Origin of the sequence: Paenibacillus sp. OK060 (genome assembly GCF_900101205.1) — a bacterium.
Lineage (GTDB): Bacteria > Bacillota > Bacilli > Paenibacillales > Paenibacillaceae > Paenibacillus > Paenibacillus marchantiae.
Genome location: NZ_FNFR01000005.1, coordinates 602,701 through 618,003 on the forward strand (window position 1 = coordinate 602,701; position 15,303 = coordinate 618,003).

Here is a 15,303-nt window from a genome sequence, read left to right on the forward strand (position 1 = left end):
GCTTATTGCGCAGCCTTACTTTTGGCTATATTTTGCTGATGTTCCTTATACGTTTTGGCAAATAGATGTCCAGACGAGCCATCCTTTTTCGTCACATAGAACAGATACTCCGAAGCTTCCGGATTTAGCGCTGCCTCAATGGACGGAAGACTTGGACTGGCAATTGGACCTGGTGGCAAGCCTTTATTCAGATACGTATTATAGGGACTTTGCACCTTTAGATCCTTGAAAAACAACCGCTCCTTCGGCTTGTCGAGCAGATATTGCACGGTAGCATCAATCTCCAGCTTCATATCCTGATTAATCCGATTGTAGATTACACCGGCAACCAGAGCACGTTCCTCATCCACTACAACTTCTTTCTCCACCAGTGACGCAATGGTCAGCAGTTCATGCAGGGAAAGGTTCTTCTCTTGGAGCTTGGCTTCCAAATCAGGAATGGAATTAATCTTGGTCTGAAATTCTTCCAGCATCCGTTGCATCACATCATGCGTGGAACTTCCTTTTTTCAGCTCATACGTTTCCGGGAACAGATACCCTTCCAATACGTAGCGAAGTTCTTCATCCACTGGAATATTTTTGACGATATCTACATCAAAGGCCGAAGGATCATTAGCCAGCTTGATGAATTCATCTCGATCTACGACATGCTCATAAGAAAGCTTACCCGCCATTTGCAGAACAGTATAACCCTCCGGAATCGTAAATTTCACCATTTCCTCTGGTACAACTTCGCCACTACTCAACTTGCTAACAATCTCATCATATGTCACGCCAGGATTCATAGAATATGTACCCGCCATGAAATTAGAACCTAGGTTTTTCCACTTTAAATACCCTTTAAATGTTAACCCGCTTCGAATGAGGCCTTCCTCTTGAAGCTGATCCGCGATTTTCGAAGTTCCCGATCCGCTCTTAATCTCGAATACGACCGGTTCTGTAGAAGCTTCCACGGGACGCATCATACTCCATACGTAACCGCCTGCGCCTCCGGCAAGAACTACAATGATAAGCAGTATGACTACTATTGCTTTCCCTTTCAAAAAAGAAACAACTCCTTTACACAACCAAAAAGAGCGGACTTCTCCGCCCTCCCGGTTTCTTCAATTTGAAGCTGATTAATCTTCGTCAATGGGGAGTGTACATTCATCATACAGTTCCGAGATGTTCTCCCACTCATCATCATCGTCAATCGTAACTAATTCCGGCATGATCTGGCCTTCACTTCCCGGTAAAACCCGCAGAAGTTCAACTTCGTCATAAGGACGTAATGAACTGCGGAGCACCGCATACTGTTGGCCCTTCACTTCAAACTCAGCCAACAGGTCATACGGATGCGATTTACCGTTCTCTTCTTCCAGCTCAACGTGAGCACCAAAAGCCAGACGCAGCGAATCTGTCCATTTCAAGTCTTCGCGGCTGTATTCTGTCATTTAGTTCGCTTCCTCTTCATCTTCTGCAAGAAATGTATTAAACGTCTCCTCGACGATATCCCATTCGGCATCATCTTGGATGACGAAAAGTTTAATATCGTCGCCCTCTTCTTCATAACGGAATGCATAAACATCCGTCTCTCCATCTTCGGGTTCAACCGGAGCAACCATCATGTACTTGGCCTCCGAACCGTCCACTTCGAATTTCATGATGACTTCGAATTCCTCTTCATTACCCTCGTCATCCGCAATGTAAATAATCTCCGATTCTTCTTCCATACCCAGTTGATCTTCAGCCATTGTTGATCCCCCTCACCTTTTACTATTGGCATCCAAATAATTTTGCAAAATCAAGCTTGCGGCCATTTTGTCCACAACCTGCTTGCGTTTTTTGCGACTGACATCCGCTTCAAGCAGCGTTCGTTCTGCTGCCATAGTTGTCAGCCGTTCATCCCAAAGGTGAACAGGTAAATTCAGTTCGCCCCGCAGGCGGTCGGCAAAAGCGATGCATATTTCACCACGCGGCCCTACGGTGCCGTTCATGTTTTTGGGAAGTCCGACTACGATCTCGCCAATCTCATGCTCACGCACAAGTTCAGCAATACGAACGAACTCACCTTCATCCCGGCGGCGTTCAAGTACTTCCAATCCCTGGGCAGTCCAACCGAAGGCGTCACTAGCGGCAACTCCGATTCTTCGGTCCCCATAGTCCAAACCTAATATTTTCATCCATGCTCTCCCATCCTCAAGCCTGCTTAGGTCGATTAATAATCGCCTTCTCAAGCTTCAGGCTGTCTTCTGTCGGTTCATTTCCCGCTGCCTGCATAGCTGCATCACAGCGGAAGCGATGTACATTACCGGTGATTGGCCAGATAAGAACGAACAAGCTCTTCAATCAGCTCATCACGCTCTTTTTTACGGACCAGACTGCGTGCATTGTTGTGACGAGGGATGTATGCGGGGTCTCCAGAAATCAGATACCCGACAATCTGGTTAATAGGATTATACTCCTTATCCACCAGTGCATCATATACCGTGAGAAGAATCTCTTTGGAGGATGCTTCCTGCTCGTCGGCTTTCACATTAAATTTAACCGTCTTATCCATGGAGTCCATTGATGACACCTCGCTCCTGCATGAACATGGGGACCATGTCCTGCCGAATTGATTTCTGCTTATATAATAACATATTCTGACTGCCACAAGTAAACAAAGGATAAGCCAATTGTGTTTTTTGCTTGTCCTTTACTGGCTTCAGCATATTGCATCATTCGATTCCACTCGCTCTTGGGTACAAAATATAAACGAACAGAACCATTTCGACTTATATTTTGAAGATTGAAAGCCGCTCAATGGATTTATGCAATATGCCCGCTAACCAGTGAAACCGCCAGTTTCAACGCTTCATCCAGCTTGGTTGCATCCTTGCCTCCGGCTTGCGCCATATCAGGACGTCCGCCACCTCCGCCGCCGCATACTGCCGCAACTTCCTTGACGATTTTACCTGCATGCAGCCCTTGTTTTACTTGTTCAGCAGGGACAGCTACAACAAAATTCACTTTGCCGTCAGATGGAGCACCCAGTACGAGTACTGCATTAGGCAGTTTTACTTTCAATTCATCAGCCACTGTACGCAGTGCATCCATGTTCGGAGCATCCACACGAGCTGCAAGCAATTGTGTATTTCCTGCTTGTACCACTTGATCTGTCAATGCGCCTGCTTCCATGGCACTCAGTTTGCTTTGCAGTGATTCAGTCTCTCTCGCAGCTTCTTTCAATTGCTGATTCAAACCTTCAATGCGTTTAGGAACATCCGCCACATTTGCTTTGAGCAGGGATGCGGATTGTTTGAGCAATTCAAGCTGACTTTCTACATACAGATACGCGCCACGGCCAGTCACAGCTTCGATCCGACGTACGCCGGAGCCGATTCCGCTCTCGCTCACCAGCTTGAAGATACCAATCTCTGATGTATTGTTTACGTGACAGCCGCCACAAAGTTCCAAACTATAGTCTCCGACTTGTACCACACGTACGATATCGCCGTATTTTTCACCGAACAGTGCCATTGCACCCATTTCTTTAGCTTCATCAATAGCTTTCAGTTCAATGTTTACGTTCAGACGATTCCAGATCTGTTCGTTTACCTGACGCTCGATCTCTGTTAATTCTTCCGGCGTAATGCTGCCGAAGTGCGAGAAGTCAAAGCGCAGACGTTGAGGCTCTACGAGTGATCCTGCCTGATTGACATGCGTTCCGAGCACATCTTTGAGCGCTTTGTGCAGCAAATGAGTTGCGGTATGGTTTTTGATAATATCGCCGCGTTTGGACGCATCCACTTCAGCTTTAATCACATCACCCACACGCAGTTCACCGGACTCTACAGTCACCAGATGTACGTGTTGTCCCAGCGGAGCTTTGAACAGACCTTGCACTTTCGCCGTTACACTGGCTCCGCGCAGCAAGCCCTGGTCACTCACTTGTCCGCCACTTTCCGCATAGAACGGAGTCTTATCAAGGATGACCTGGCATGTCTGTCCTTCGCTTACGGAGTCTACCAGTGCGTCACCAGCAACGATGGCTACCACTTTTGCTTCCGTCAACAGGTCATTATAACCAACAAACTCGCTTTTAACCGCAAGATCGGCAAGCGGTCCGCCTTGAACCTTCATGCTCTCGCTTTCTTGGCGTCCTGCACGTCCCAGCTCACGCTGCTTCTGCATCGAAGCATCAAAACCTTCACGATCTACCGTCAGACCATGCTCTGCTGCATAATCTTCTGTCAGGTCAAACGGGAAACCGTACGTATCATATAGTTTGAATGCTTCAGGCCCGCTAATAACCGTACGTCCTTCGGACTTGGCTGTGCCGCTGATATCCGCAAGAATAGCCAGACCATCTGTGAGTGTTTCGTGGAAACGCTCTTCCTCGGTTTTGATCACTTTAGCGATAAACTCCTGTTTGTCCACGACTTCCGGGTAGTACATCCCCATCACTTCACCAACAGTCGTTGTCAGTTCATATAGGAATGGACGGTCCAGTCCCAGTACTTTTCCGTAACGTACGGCACGGCGGAGCAAACGGCGAATGACATATCCGCGTCCTTCATTACTTGGCAGAACGCCATCACCCACAGCAAAGGCAACGGTCCGAATGTGGTCGGCAATGACTTTAAGTGCAACGTCAATCTCTACGCTGTCATTATATTTCACACCGGCAAGAGCCGCTGTTCTTTGAATCATTGGTTGGAACAGATCTGTGTCAAAGTTGGAATCCACATTTTGCAGAATGGATGCAAAGCGTTCCAGACCTGCGCCTGTATCAATATTTTTGTTCGGAAGCGGTGTATAGCTACCGTCCTTGTTGTGATTGAACTGGGAGAATACCAGGTTCCATACTTCGAGGTAACGTTCATTTTCCCCGCCTGGATACATCTCGGGATCATTCATGTCGTTGCCATAAGCTTCGCCGCGATCATAGAAGATTTCGGTACAAGGTCCACACGGACCTTCGCCGATATCCCAGAAGTTCTCATCCAGTTTGATGATACGCTCAGCAGGCAAGCCTACTTTTTCGTTCCACAGTTTGAAAGCTTCTTCGTCTTCCGGGTATACCGTTACGGAGAGACGTTCCGGATCAAAACCGATCCATTCTTTGCTTGTGAGAAATTCCCATGCCCAAGTAATCGTCTCTTCCTTGAAATAGTCTCCGATGGAGAAGTTACCGAGCATTTCGAAGAACGTATGGTGACGGCGAGTTTTGCCGACATTTTCAATATCGTTCGTACGAATACATTTTTGGGAGTTGGCAAGACGTGGATTCTCCGGTTTCTCCCGACCGTCAAAATACGGTTTCAACGGTGCCATACCCGCATTGATCCACAGAAGGGATGGATCATTATGAGGTACAAGCGATGCGCTTGGCTCGATTTTGTGACCTTTACTTGCAAAAAACTCTATCCATTTGGACCGGATTTCACTGGCTTTCATACGGAGTGCCCCCAATTAATTATAATAGTCCGGTGCGTATTCGCTCCGGGTTGTTAACAAGTAAAAATAAACACAAAAAACGCCCCTGATAGTCAGGGACGATTGTAATCGCGGTACCACCCTGGTTATTGCTGTTCATCCGCAGATGAAACAAACAATCTCCTCGTTGATGCGAAATAACGGTCGCTCCCGGCAGGGTTGTCCTGCACTCCGAAATTAGCTTTCCGCCGCTTCAACTTTCAAGACTCTTCCAGCCATCGGGCTCAGATTACATCTGATCCGAAGAAGTCTATTCTCTGAGGAAAGGAACCTCGGCGTACTTCATTTCATCATCGATTTCTTGTTCTAAACATACCCCTCCATTATATCGATATGCCTATATGGTGTCAACGCACCCTTTAGGACCAGACTGTTGCTACGATTAGTCCGTTCTTCTTTTGATGTAATAGGCAAAAAAGTGCTGCACAATGACCTTCAGAACAGCAAAAACTGGCACCGCTAGAATGAGACCTACTATGCCCGCCAGTTCGCCTCCCACAAGGAGCGCGAAGATAATCGACAACGGATGTAAATGCAAAGTCCGCCCTACCACCTGAGGGGAGATGACGTTGCTCTCCAGCACCTGGCACAGTGTGTTCACAATAACAACGAAAAGCACCATTTTGAACGATACCGTAGACGCCATCACCACTGCAGGAGCAGCTCCAAGAAACGGCCCCAAATAAGGCACGATGTTAAATACAGCGACAATGCTCGCGAGCAGCAGTGCATAAGGCATATCAATGACCATGTAACCAATGTAGGCAAAGATGCCCACAATCACACAGACGATAAATTGTCCGCGAATATAGTTTCCCAAGGCCGTGTCAATCTCTTTCATAACCGAAACAATGGCCTTGCGCCGTGAGCGGGGCAGGTACGCCACAATCGTACGCTCGAACACCTCAAAATCTTTTAACATATAGAAAATGAGAAATGGCACGATAAACACGTTGAACAACACATTAATGGTTGTCCCGATATTATCCATCAGCTTCGTGATCCCCTGGGTCAGCCGATCCTCCATCTGGAAAAACCAGCTGTTCATACCTGTACGCACACTTGGCGGCATCAATTTGTGATCCATATTGTTCATCAGACTCTGAGCACGCATCGACAGTTCAGGCATATGCTCGTTCAGTTCCTCCAACTGTTCAATCAACACCGGAATGACATTCATCAGGATGACCCCGATACAGGTGAGGAAAAAAGCATAGATTAACAGCACGGCAATGGTTCGAGGGACTTTGCGCCCTCCCAGCATGCTTACAATCGGATTGAGAACATAGGATATGATGAGGGCCACGATAAATGGTGCCAGCACTGTTTTCAAAAATCCATATATATGAAGCAGTAATGGCCGCAGCAGCCATATAAAATATAGAATAATCAATCCGAGTAGCAGCCAGATGGCATAACGGAACAGCTTGTTTTTGGTTAATTGTTCCACTTGCATCTCTCCCTTTTGGACTGGCTCTGAAAGTCAGTATATGTAAGGAAGGGAATATTTATTAACACACAAAAAAAGCGTCTCCTTCATAACGAAGGAGACGCATCTTGTGATCCGGGTTAGCATATATTCATACAAGTTCCCTTGAACCACTATGTAACCGCAACTATATACATCTGTCATGACAGCATTCAATGACAGTCTTTATCATGAAACCGCATATAGAAGAAGTTATGCTTCTTATTAAGAAGAAGCATGAAGATGAGGGAAGTCTTGCGGCAGCTCTTCCCCGAAGAACAGATCATCGAGGGAGCTGAGCGTGCCATCTTCTTCCACTTGGTATACGGACATTTTCTCACCGTTCACTGTTAATTCGATAAAGCATCCCCAGCAATAAAACTGGTGGGAACCGATTTTCCCAATATCTTTGGAACTACAGTTTGGACATTTCATATTCATTCACCTATCCATTAACAGAATGAATGGCATTTTCCAAGCGCTGTTCACTCAGCGGCGGCACCATAATGGCACTTTCCCCAATAGACATATCGCTTGTACATGGCAGCCATTTGCGGCCCTCAATCAAATCGGACACAAAACCGTCCGTAATTTCAATCCCTATTATTGTATTTCCCAACTCCTGGTCAAAATAAACATCAGAGACACGTCCAAGCAGCAAACCTTCTTCGGTGAGCACGGACATCTCCTTCAATTTAGACTGGCCGAGGAGGTACGTGTGTTTTATGTCGTCGGCTCCCGTTTTGCGGACAGCCTGTTGATTACGGATCATGACGGCATCTTCGCCGTAGGCAACGATATCTTGCCACTGCACGATTTTGACATGACTGGTAAACAGGCCTTTGTTTTCAAGTTCAATGCCTTCAATTTTCCAATCGTCATTCACAATGAAATCCTGGATTTTACCGACCTGCTTTCCATCCTCAACGTCAAAAACGGCAAGTCCGATCATTTCCTGAAGCTTCATCGCAGGGTCCCCCTCATCTTCTTATCATTAAATAGTCGCGGCGCTATTGCTAGGTATGCCCAAAGTTGATGAGTGGCAATCAGACGCCGATCATCAAAACCGCTTCTATCCAACCGATGAAATGGAACTTCTTCCCTCCTTCTGTTCCATGTGCAAAGAGCCCCTTAGGCTCTATTACGCAGTCGCCCAAGAATGGTTCCAATTTTTTCGGCGGTTATCATGATTTCTTCCGTAGTATTACCCAACCCCCAGCTAAAACGAATCGCGGAATGCAAAAATGTCTCCGGCAGCTTCATCGCTTTGAGTACATGGGATACTTCGAGGGAACCGGAAGTACATGCCGAACCGCTCGCAACTGCGATGCCTTCCATATCCAGATTCATGAGCATCGTCTCTGTGGATACTTCCGGAAAGCTGATGTTTAGGATATTAGGCAGCGTATATTCCGGATGTCCGTTGACGTGGAAATGCTCCAACCCTACATGCTGCTCCAATTGTTCCAGAAGTACTAATCGCAATGCCAAATCATGTTCACGGCGCGCATCCGCTTGTTCTCCTGATATTTTCAACGCCTCCGCAAAACCAGCGATACCCGCTATATTCTCGGTACCCGCCCGTCGTTGCCGTTCCTGAAGGCCACCATGAGATCTCGCTTCCAGTACAATTCCGCGTCGTACGTATAGTGCACCCACGCCTTGAGGGCCATTAATTTTATGAGCAGAGAAGCTGATCAGATCCACAAGCAGTTCCTTGCAAGATATTTCCTGGGTGCCAAGAGCCTGAACTGCATCGGTATGGAACAAAATATCATGTTGACGAGCCAGTTCACCAATTTCGCGGATAGGCTGAATCGTACCCACTTCATTATTGGCATACATCATGGTGATCAGCACTGTATCTGGCCGGATGGCATCTTTCAGCTCTTCCAAACGTATTCTCCCGTACTCATCTACAGGCAAATAGGTCACGTCATAGCCTTGTCGCTCCAGCTCCTGACAAGTATGCAGTACCGCATGATGCTCAATGGCCGTTGTAATGATGTGCCGTCCCCGTTCATTTCTCGCTGAAACTGCGCCAAATATCGCCAGATTGTCACTTTCCGTGCCGCCTCCGGTAAATACGAGTTCATCTGGGAAACAACCCAAAGACGCCGCAATGACATCCCTTGCTCCACTGACGGTCCGTTTGGCTTCACGCCCAAAGGCATGGATACTTGATGCATTGCCATATTGCCCTGTCATAACTTTCATCATCGCTTCCGCGACTTGTGGGTGCATAGGTGTCGATGCGGCGTGATCCAAATATATTCTTTTCATTGATTTCACCCCGTTATATGTTGGACTTCCATATTTTCAAACCATTAAAGAAGCTTGTTGCACGGCTAAAGCCCCCAAATATGGGGGCTTTAGTGTGTCGTCTGTGATGCTCATCATCAACTATATTAGATATAGAACATGTAGCTGTCTTTTTGCTCCTGATCCTGGAATGTAATCAGATCCTTCAGCGTTGTTGAATCCAATACTTCTGCAATGCCATCACGGATGCGCAACCACAAGTCGCGCTTCGCCGGATCATCTTCCTCCGTGAAATCCACTGGAGAGATTGGACCTTCCAGTACACGAATAACATCCCCTGCCGTTACGGTAGCAGGATCGCCTGCCAGAATGTAACCGCCGTAGGCGCCACGGATACTCTTGACCAGTCCTGCATTACGCAGGGGAGCGATCAATTGCTCCAGATAATGCTCCGAGAGCTGGTTGCGCTCGGCAATACTTTTCAAAGATGTAGGGCCTTCGCCTGTTCTGGCTGCCAGCTCCATCATGATTGTGAGCCCATAACGGCCCTTTGTCGATATTTTCAAAGGAGTCACCTCTTTCAATTTTCGAAAAAACAAGTTGTAAAACATAAAATAACAGGATGTGGTCCAAGACCGTCTTTCTAGGATCCGCCACAGCGGGATATGAAAAATACAGACCTAGTCCCTCTAATCCTCCGTATTCCGATCATAACCCTCAGCTAATGTTAACATATCTGCATGCTTTATGGAAAAGAAAGATTGACGAAATTCCAAAATGTGCGCCTGTGGTGGACACTATCCAAAGTTGGCCGGGTGTATCGTAACTTGAGTCCGGTTATGCTAGAATAAGAAACGAAACACATTTATATAGAGAAATGGTGATAACGATGTCCAAAACAATTGAAAATACACGGATCGTCGTTGGCATGTCCGGAGGTGTCGATTCTTCCGTCACCGCACTGCTGCTGAAGGAGCAGGGTTACGATGTCATCGGCATTTTCATGAAAAACTGGGATGACACGGACGAGTTCGGCCACTGTACTGCTGAAGAAGATTCAGAGGACGTACGCCGGGTTTGCGAACAGATCGGCATTCCTTACTACACTGTCAACTTCGAGAAAGAGTACTTTGATAAAGTATTTTCCTATTTCCTTGATGAATATAAGTCGGGTCGGACTCCGAATCCTGATGTCATGTGTAATCGTGAGATCAAATTCGGCGAATTCCTGAACAAAGCACTGGATCTCGGCGCTGATTATGTGGCTACAGGCCACTATGCTCGCCTCATTGAAGAAGATGGAACGTTCAAACTGCTGCGCGGTGTGGACAGTAACAAAGACCAAACGTACTTCCTCAATGCACTGAATCAGAACCAGCTGTCCAAAGCCATGTTCCCGATTGGTCATCTTCCAAAACCGGAAGTGCGCAAGATTGCAGAAGCAGCTGGCCTGTACACCGCGAAGAAAAAAGATAGCACAGGTGTCTGCTTCATCGGCGAGCGCAACTTCAAAGAGTTCCTGAGCAACTATCTTCCTGCCAAAGGTGGAGACATGGTTGATATTGCAACCGGAGAAGTGAAGGGCCGTCATGATGGTCTGATGTACTATACGCTTGGACAACGTCAAGGTCTCGGCATTGGCGGTTCCGGTAATGGTGAACCCTGGTTCGTGGCAGACAAGGATTTGGAGAAAAATCAACTGCTTGTCGTTCAAGGCGATGCACATGCAAGCCTGTATTCAACCGGTCTGACTGCAACAGGTGTAAACTGGATCGCAGGTGCAGCACACATGCCTAACGTACCATTCCGTTGTACAGCCAAATTCCGCTATCGTCAGCCGGATCAGGGTGTAACCCTGACATGGCAGGAAGATGGCAGCGTGGATGTACAGTTTGACCAACAGCAAAAAGCGATCACGCCAGGTCAAGCCGTTGTGTTTTATGATGGAGATGTGTGTCTCGGCGGCGGAACGATCGATCAGGTTCAAAAAGTGCCTGTACCGGCGCTGCAATAGATCAATAACAGAAATGAATCCTTCCCCATATGGATTTTGCACAATACCCTGTATTCCTATAACAAAAGCCATCTTTCATGTATACCATGACGGATGGCTTTTTTCCTTCTTTTTCCTGCAAAAAAAATAATTATTTTCACTTATGCAGCCAGCCACACTCCTGCAAAAGAAGCCGCAACCCCCAGCAGTACCGAACTGATGACGTATATAACTACTCTTAAGTAACGTTCCTGCCCCATCAAACCAAGGGTCTCATATCCAAATGTAGAGAATGTGGTATACGCTCCGCAAAATCCAGTCCCCCCTATCACCCAGACTTCTTCCGGGATTGAAGCTGACTTATGCCAGCCATAGAGTAATCCAAGAAACAGAGAACCACTGATATTAATGACCCATGTCCCCCATGGGAAGGCCGTTCCGAGCGAACCGGATATCCATCTACCCAAACTGTAGCGGAGCACTGCACCCAACATTCCTGCAAGACCAATCCAGATGATCATGGTGCAACACCATCCTGCGTCGGTTTACTCAGCATTCGCTGTCCAACTTTAATCCCCAATGCACACAGCAATAACCCTGCAAATACACTCACAACGAGGTATATAACAGCCTTCCCCCACATTCCTCCCTCGGATAAACGGACCATATCGAGAGTAAAGGTGGAGAATGTGGTGAATGCCCCAGTAAATCCCGTACCAATTGCAAGACGAAGTTGAGGCGTTATTTTACCTGGAACAGCTATGGTGAAGAACCAACCCAAAAACAGGCTCCCGATGGCATTGATCAGCATCACTGCCCAAGGAAAGCCCTCATTGGCTGCTGGCATCCATAACTGTATCCCATATCGGCATAATGTACCCAAAATTCCACCGATTCCAATATAGAATATTTCTTTCATCGTTCAAGCATCTCCCGGGTCATGGATCTTACAGCTCTCTGCGCCGCTGCTGGTTTAGACGAATCTTGGATTCATTGCCTTGTTCCGTTGCTTCATAGAAAATGCGGCGTGAGAGCTGTTTCGGTAAATATTCCTGCTTCACATAATGGCCCGGATAATTATGAGGGTATTGGTAACCTTCATGTCCCAGCTTCACTGCACCGGAATAATGGGTATCCCTCAGATGAAGAGGGACTTCAGCCGATTTCACCTCATCAATGGCATTCATCGCTTTCGAGATCGCAGTGTACACCGCATTGGACTTCGGACTTTCAACAGCAAACAGGATCGCTTGGGCAATGTTCAGCTTGGCTTCAGGCCAGCCATTATTGCGATAAGCATCCAGCGCCCCAATGGCCTGGGTCATCGCTTGCGGATTCGCAAGTCCAATATCTTCACTGCTCGCTGCAATCAGACGACGTATAAACGTCATCGGGTCCATGCCCAGCTTCTCTACCGCATACAAAAACCAGAACAGTGCTGCATCACTGGAACCCCGGATACTTTTATGAAATGCCGACAATACATCATATTGTGTCGATTCATCTGCCTTCACAATCGGACGACGAATAGATTCTTCAGCTACATCAAGCGTAATGTGAATCGAGCCGTTCTTCTCTGGCGGTGTAGTCAGTGCAGCAAGTTCCAAGGCGTTCAGCGCACGCCGAATATCGCCATTTGCCATCGTCGCAATATGCTCCAATGCCTCCTCGTCTGCCTGCAGATCCATGAATCCCAAACCTTTATCCACATCCGTCAGTGCCCGGCGCATCGCAATCAGGGAATGCTCTTTGTTCAAAGACTCCAGCTGAAACAGCGTGGAACGGCTCATCAAGGCCCCATTCACATAATGAAAGGGATTCTCTGTCGTTGCACCGATAAAAATGATCGTGCCCTTCTCTACTGCAGGCAGCAGTGCATCCTGACGTGAACTATTAAAACGGTGTACTTCGTCGAGGAACAAAATGGTTTTTGTTCCGTACAACTGCTTGTTCGTTTGCGCCTGCTCGATGACTTCACGTACATCTTTGACAGAAGCATCCACCGCATTCAGACGGACAAACTGTCCTTGAGTATGCTGGGAAATAATATGTGCCAGTGTCGTCTTGCCACATCCCGGAGGACCATAAAGCAAGATAGACGAGATCTGATCCGCTTCGATAGCGCGCCGAAGCAATTTCCCCGGTCCAATAATGTGTTCTTGCCCAATATATTCATCAAGACGCTCTGGCCGCATGCGGTCAGCGAGCAGTCTTGCTTGAGGTTCTGAATCTTGCTGAAACGAAAATAAATCCATTGCTCATCACTTCCTTAACGGATTGCCTTTACTTGTTCCTTATTAAATTCTGATTAATCGCTATTCTCTATCATATCATACTCCCGCGGCAGCATACCCATAAATGCGCCAAGCGCACTGCTGACAAAAGCATCCTTGCGCGTAATAAAATGAGTCATCATCCGATTCATGCCTGCCGGGAGTGTGTGCTTGCGCAGTGATCCATTTTCGATCTGATGCCGAATGACGATTTCGGGTAACAGTGAAATTCCCATGCCGGATGTAACCCCGCTAATAATTGCTTCAAGGGTTCCAAATTCCATAATGACCGGACGGGTTACACCGCTAGCCGATAACCATTCCTCCAAAATCTGACGATACGAACATCCCATGCTGTAGACCAGAATCGGTTTACTGGTGAGTTCTTCATCTTCTGGTCCCATACCAGAGGAGACAACGAATAGTTCTTCATCAAATACGGGAGTAGAAGCAATATCAGGGTGATCACATGAACAACCGATAAACGCCCCTTCCAATTCATACCCAATAACCTGATCCATAAGCACTTGAGAGTTACCTGTATTCAAAGATAAGGAGACAGCCGGATGCTGTTTATAATATTTCACAAAAAGCTCAGGTAAACGTACCGCTGCGGCAGTCTGCGTGGAGCCTATGCGTAGTGGTCCAGAAGGTTCAATTGTAGAGCTCAACGCTTTACCAGCCTCATCGAGCAGGCCTACAATTTTATCCGCATACGTCAGAAGCATCTCACCTGCTGGAGATAACGTCATCCCCCGATTATGACGAATAAACAGCAGTGTCCCTACTTCGGATTCCAGATGTCGTATCCTTGCTGTCACATTGGACTGCACGTAACCGAGGCGCTCCGCAGCTCGGGTCAGATTCCCCTCTTGTGCGACACATTGAAATATCCTTAAATCCCCACTTTCCATAGTAACCTCCCAAATAAAACGATATCCATTCTGACATCATTTAAAATGATATCTAATCCATTAACAATCATTATACAGTATAGCTGCTTCGAGCTACAATCGGGGTAATCAGAACACAGCAACTTACTACTGGCTGAGTTCACTTAAGGAGTGTTAATAATGATCAACTGGACGAACACTGTAGCTTTGGTAACAGGAGGTGGTACGGGTATAGGCCGAGCTACCAGTATACTGCTCGCTAATCGTGGAGCAACCGTTGCCATCAATTACTCCCGCTCCCAGGATGAGGCCGAAGAGACTGTACAACATATTCTGAATGCGGGAGGTCAAGCTTTTGCAGTTCAGGCTAATGTGGGTTCAGATGTCGAGGTTCGTCAAATGGTAGCCTTTATCACTAATAAAGTTGGCCCTGTGACCGCACTCGTAAATAACGCCAGCATTACGCATCATATCCCAATGAAGGATCTGGAATCCGTAACGGATGACATATGGAATGAACTATATGACGTTAATGTTAAAGGCATGTTTTACTGCGCACGAGCTGTAGCGAAAGGAATGCAGCAGGCAGGTCAAGGCGCAATCGTTAACCTAGGCAGCATCGCTGGCAGCACAGGATCTGGGTCCTCCCTTCCTTACGCAGTTTCCAAAGCAGCAGTACACGGTTTGACGAAGTCTTTGGCACACTCGCTATCCCCCGATATTCGGGTTAACGCTATCATTCCGGGTGCAGTCGCAACCCGATGGTGGGCAGGAAAGGAAGAACAGATGCATCGTCTGGGTGGTGAATTATTGTTGCAGCGAATAGCGGCAAGCGAAGACATTGCACATATGATATGCGCCGCGTTGGAGCAACCATCCATGACCGGGCAACTGATTACAGTAGATAGTGGTCAGACGTTATGATTATGAGCATGGGAAGCGAAGTGGAGGAAT

General features: G+C 47.2%; 18 protein-coding genes. 2 read left to right on the forward strand and 16 right to left on the reverse strand.

Annotated elements, in window-relative coordinates; translation table 11 throughout:
• Window positions 1-2: 2 nt before the first annotated feature.
• The 12 genes from mltG to cymR all read right to left on the reverse strand — a co-directional run bounded on the left by mltG (window position 3) and on the right by cymR (window position 9,756).
• Complete coding sequence (mltG, locus tag BLS14_RS21275; protein WP_256336625.1) at window positions 3-1,043, reverse strand: endolytic transglycosylase MltG; 1,041 nt, start codon at window positions 1,041-1,043, stop codon at window positions 3-5.
• Window positions 1,044-1,118: 75 nt separating this feature from the next.
• Window positions 1,119-1,433 (reverse strand): DUF1292 domain-containing protein, encoded by a 315-nt coding sequence (locus BLS14_RS21280; RefSeq protein ID WP_024633076.1) that lies wholly within the window; start codon window positions 1,431-1,433, stop codon window positions 1,119-1,121.
• The gene (locus BLS14_RS21285) at window positions 1,434-1,733 is read right to left on the reverse strand and encodes a DUF1292 domain-containing protein (protein WP_024633075.1); all 300 of its coding nucleotides are present in this window, start codon (window positions 1,731-1,733) and stop codon (window positions 1,434-1,436) included. It abuts the gene before it with no gap.
• 12 nt (window positions 1,734-1,745) lie between these two features.
• Entirely contained in the window at window positions 1,746-2,162 is a 417-nt protein-coding gene (ruvX, locus tag BLS14_RS21290; RefSeq protein ID WP_063566850.1) for a Holliday junction resolvase RuvX, read from the reverse strand.
• A gap of 16 nt (window positions 2,163-2,178) precedes the next feature.
• A complete protein-coding gene (locus BLS14_RS32695; RefSeq protein WP_176854664.1) occupies window positions 2,179-2,319 on the reverse strand; it encodes a hypothetical protein in 141 nt (46 codons plus the stop codon).
• The gene (locus BLS14_RS21295) at window positions 2,288-2,548 is read right to left on the reverse strand and encodes an IreB family regulatory phosphoprotein (protein WP_024633073.1); all 261 of its coding nucleotides are present in this window, start codon (window positions 2,546-2,548) and stop codon (window positions 2,288-2,290) included. The genes BLS14_RS32695 and BLS14_RS21295 overlap by 32 nt, the downstream gene beginning before the upstream one ends.
• Before the next feature lie 242 nt (window positions 2,549-2,790).
• Window positions 2,791-5,421: an alanine--tRNA ligase gene (gene alaS / locus BLS14_RS21300; RefSeq protein WP_090953820.1), complete on the reverse strand. Its 2,631-nt coding sequence runs from the start codon at window positions 5,419-5,421 to the stop codon at window positions 2,791-2,793.
• A 421-nt stretch (window positions 5,422-5,842) separates the two neighbouring features.
• Window positions 5,843-6,910, reverse strand: a complete 1,068-nt coding sequence (locus BLS14_RS21305) for an AI-2E family transporter (protein ID WP_063566848.1) — start codon at window positions 6,908-6,910, stop codon at window positions 5,843-5,845.
• 243 nt (window positions 6,911-7,153) lie between these two features.
• Entirely contained in the window at window positions 7,154-7,363 is a 210-nt protein-coding gene (locus BLS14_RS21310) for a hypothetical protein (protein ID WP_024633070.1), read from the reverse strand.
• A 10-nt stretch (window positions 7,364-7,373) separates the two neighbouring features.
• Entirely contained in the window at window positions 7,374-7,895 is a 522-nt protein-coding gene (locus BLS14_RS21315; protein WP_024633069.1) for a PRC-barrel domain-containing protein, read from the reverse strand.
• 164 nt (window positions 7,896-8,059) lie between these two features.
• Complete coding sequence (locus BLS14_RS21320) at window positions 8,060-9,211, reverse strand: cysteine desulfurase family protein (protein WP_090953822.1); 1,152 nt, start codon at window positions 9,209-9,211, stop codon at window positions 8,060-8,062.
• A 125-nt stretch (window positions 9,212-9,336) separates the two neighbouring features.
• Window positions 9,337-9,756 carry a cysteine metabolism transcriptional regulator CymR gene (gene cymR / locus BLS14_RS21325; RefSeq protein WP_063566846.1) on the reverse strand — a complete coding sequence of 140 codons (420 nt, stop codon included), beginning with the start codon at window positions 9,754-9,756 and terminating at the stop codon, window positions 9,337-9,339.
• A gap of 323 nt (window positions 9,757-10,079) precedes the next feature.
• Between cymR and mnmA the strand changes: the two genes are divergently transcribed.
• A complete protein-coding gene (gene mnmA, locus BLS14_RS21330; RefSeq protein ID WP_143021570.1) occupies window positions 10,080-11,204 on the forward strand; it encodes a tRNA 2-thiouridine(34) synthase MnmA in 1,125 nt (374 codons plus the stop codon).
• A 140-nt stretch (window positions 11,205-11,344) separates the two neighbouring features.
• Here mnmA and crcB (BLS14_RS21335) read toward each other — a convergent pair whose 3' ends face one another.
• The 4 genes from crcB (BLS14_RS21335) to BLS14_RS21350 are packed head-to-tail and all read right to left on the reverse strand — an operon-like array spanning window position 11,345 to window position 14,370.
• On the reverse strand, window positions 11,345-11,704 hold the full coding sequence (crcB, locus tag BLS14_RS21335) for a fluoride efflux transporter CrcB (RefSeq protein ID WP_090953824.1): 360 nt from the start codon (window positions 11,702-11,704) through the stop codon (window positions 11,345-11,347).
• The gene (crcB, locus tag BLS14_RS21340; RefSeq protein WP_090953826.1) at window positions 11,701-12,102 is read right to left on the reverse strand and encodes a fluoride efflux transporter CrcB; all 402 of its coding nucleotides are present in this window, start codon (window positions 12,100-12,102) and stop codon (window positions 11,701-11,703) included. Before crcB (BLS14_RS21340) ends, crcB (BLS14_RS21335) begins: the two co-directional genes overlap by 4 nt.
• A gap of 28 nt (window positions 12,103-12,130) precedes the next feature.
• Entirely contained in the window at window positions 12,131-13,438 is a 1,308-nt protein-coding gene (locus BLS14_RS21345; protein ID WP_063566842.1) for a replication-associated recombination protein A, read from the reverse strand.
• A gap of 53 nt (window positions 13,439-13,491) precedes the next feature.
• Window positions 13,492-14,370, reverse strand: a complete 879-nt coding sequence (locus tag BLS14_RS21350) for a LysR family transcriptional regulator (RefSeq protein ID WP_090953828.1) — start codon at window positions 14,368-14,370, stop codon at window positions 13,492-13,494.
• A gap of 162 nt (window positions 14,371-14,532) precedes the next feature.
• On the opposite strand from BLS14_RS21350, the gene BLS14_RS21355 reads away from it, so the two are divergent.
• Window positions 14,533-15,273, forward strand: a complete 741-nt coding sequence (locus BLS14_RS21355) for an SDR family NAD(P)-dependent oxidoreductase (RefSeq protein WP_176854672.1) — start codon at window positions 14,533-14,535, stop codon at window positions 15,271-15,273.
• Window positions 15,274-15,303 lie beyond the last annotated feature (30 nt).

Bases quoted from the DNA above. Each gene is read 5' to 3' on its own strand.
- BLS14_RS21280 (WP_024633076.1), bottom strand. From the start codon at position 1,433: ATGACAGAATACAGCCGCGAAGACTTGAAATGGACAGATTCGCTGCGT.
- BLS14_RS21285 (WP_024633075.1), bottom strand. From the start codon at position 1,733: ATGGCTGAAGATCAACTGGGTATGGAAGAAGAATCGGAGATTATTTAC.
- ruvX (WP_063566850.1), bottom strand. From the start codon at position 2,162: ATGAAAATATTAGGTTTGGACTATGGGGACCGAAGAATCGGAGTTGCC.
- BLS14_RS21295 (WP_024633073.1), bottom strand. From the start codon at position 2,548: ATGGACTCCATGGATAAGACGGTTAAATTTAATGTGAAAGCCGACGAG.
- alaS (WP_090953820.1), bottom strand. From the start codon at position 5,421: ATGAAAGCCAGTGAAATCCGGTCCAAATGGATAGAGTTTTTTGCAAGT.
- BLS14_RS21310 (WP_024633070.1), bottom strand. From the start codon at position 7,363: ATGAAATGTCCAAACTGTAGTTCCAAAGATATTGGGAAAATCGGTTCC.
- BLS14_RS21315 (WP_024633069.1), bottom strand. From the start codon at position 7,895: ATGAAGCTTCAGGAAATGATCGGACTTGCCGTTTTTGACGTTGAGGAT.
- BLS14_RS21320 (WP_090953822.1), bottom strand. From the start codon at position 9,211: ATGAAAAGAATATATTTGGATCACGCCGCATCGACACCTATGCACCCA.
- mnmA (WP_143021570.1), top strand. From the start codon at position 10,080: ATGTCCAAAACAATTGAAAATACACGGATCGTCGTTGGCATGTCCGGA.
- crcB (WP_090953824.1), bottom strand. From the start codon at position 11,704: ATGATCATCTGGATTGGTCTTGCAGGAATGTTGGGTGCAGTGCTCCGC.
- crcB (WP_090953826.1), bottom strand. From the start codon at position 12,102: ATGAAAGAAATATTCTATATTGGAATCGGTGGAATTTTGGGTACATTA.
- BLS14_RS21345 (WP_063566842.1), bottom strand. From the start codon at position 13,438: ATGGATTTATTTTCGTTTCAGCAAGATTCAGAACCTCAAGCAAGACTG.
- BLS14_RS21350 (WP_090953828.1), bottom strand. From the start codon at position 14,370: ATGGAAAGTGGGGATTTAAGGATATTTCAATGTGTCGCACAAGAGGGG.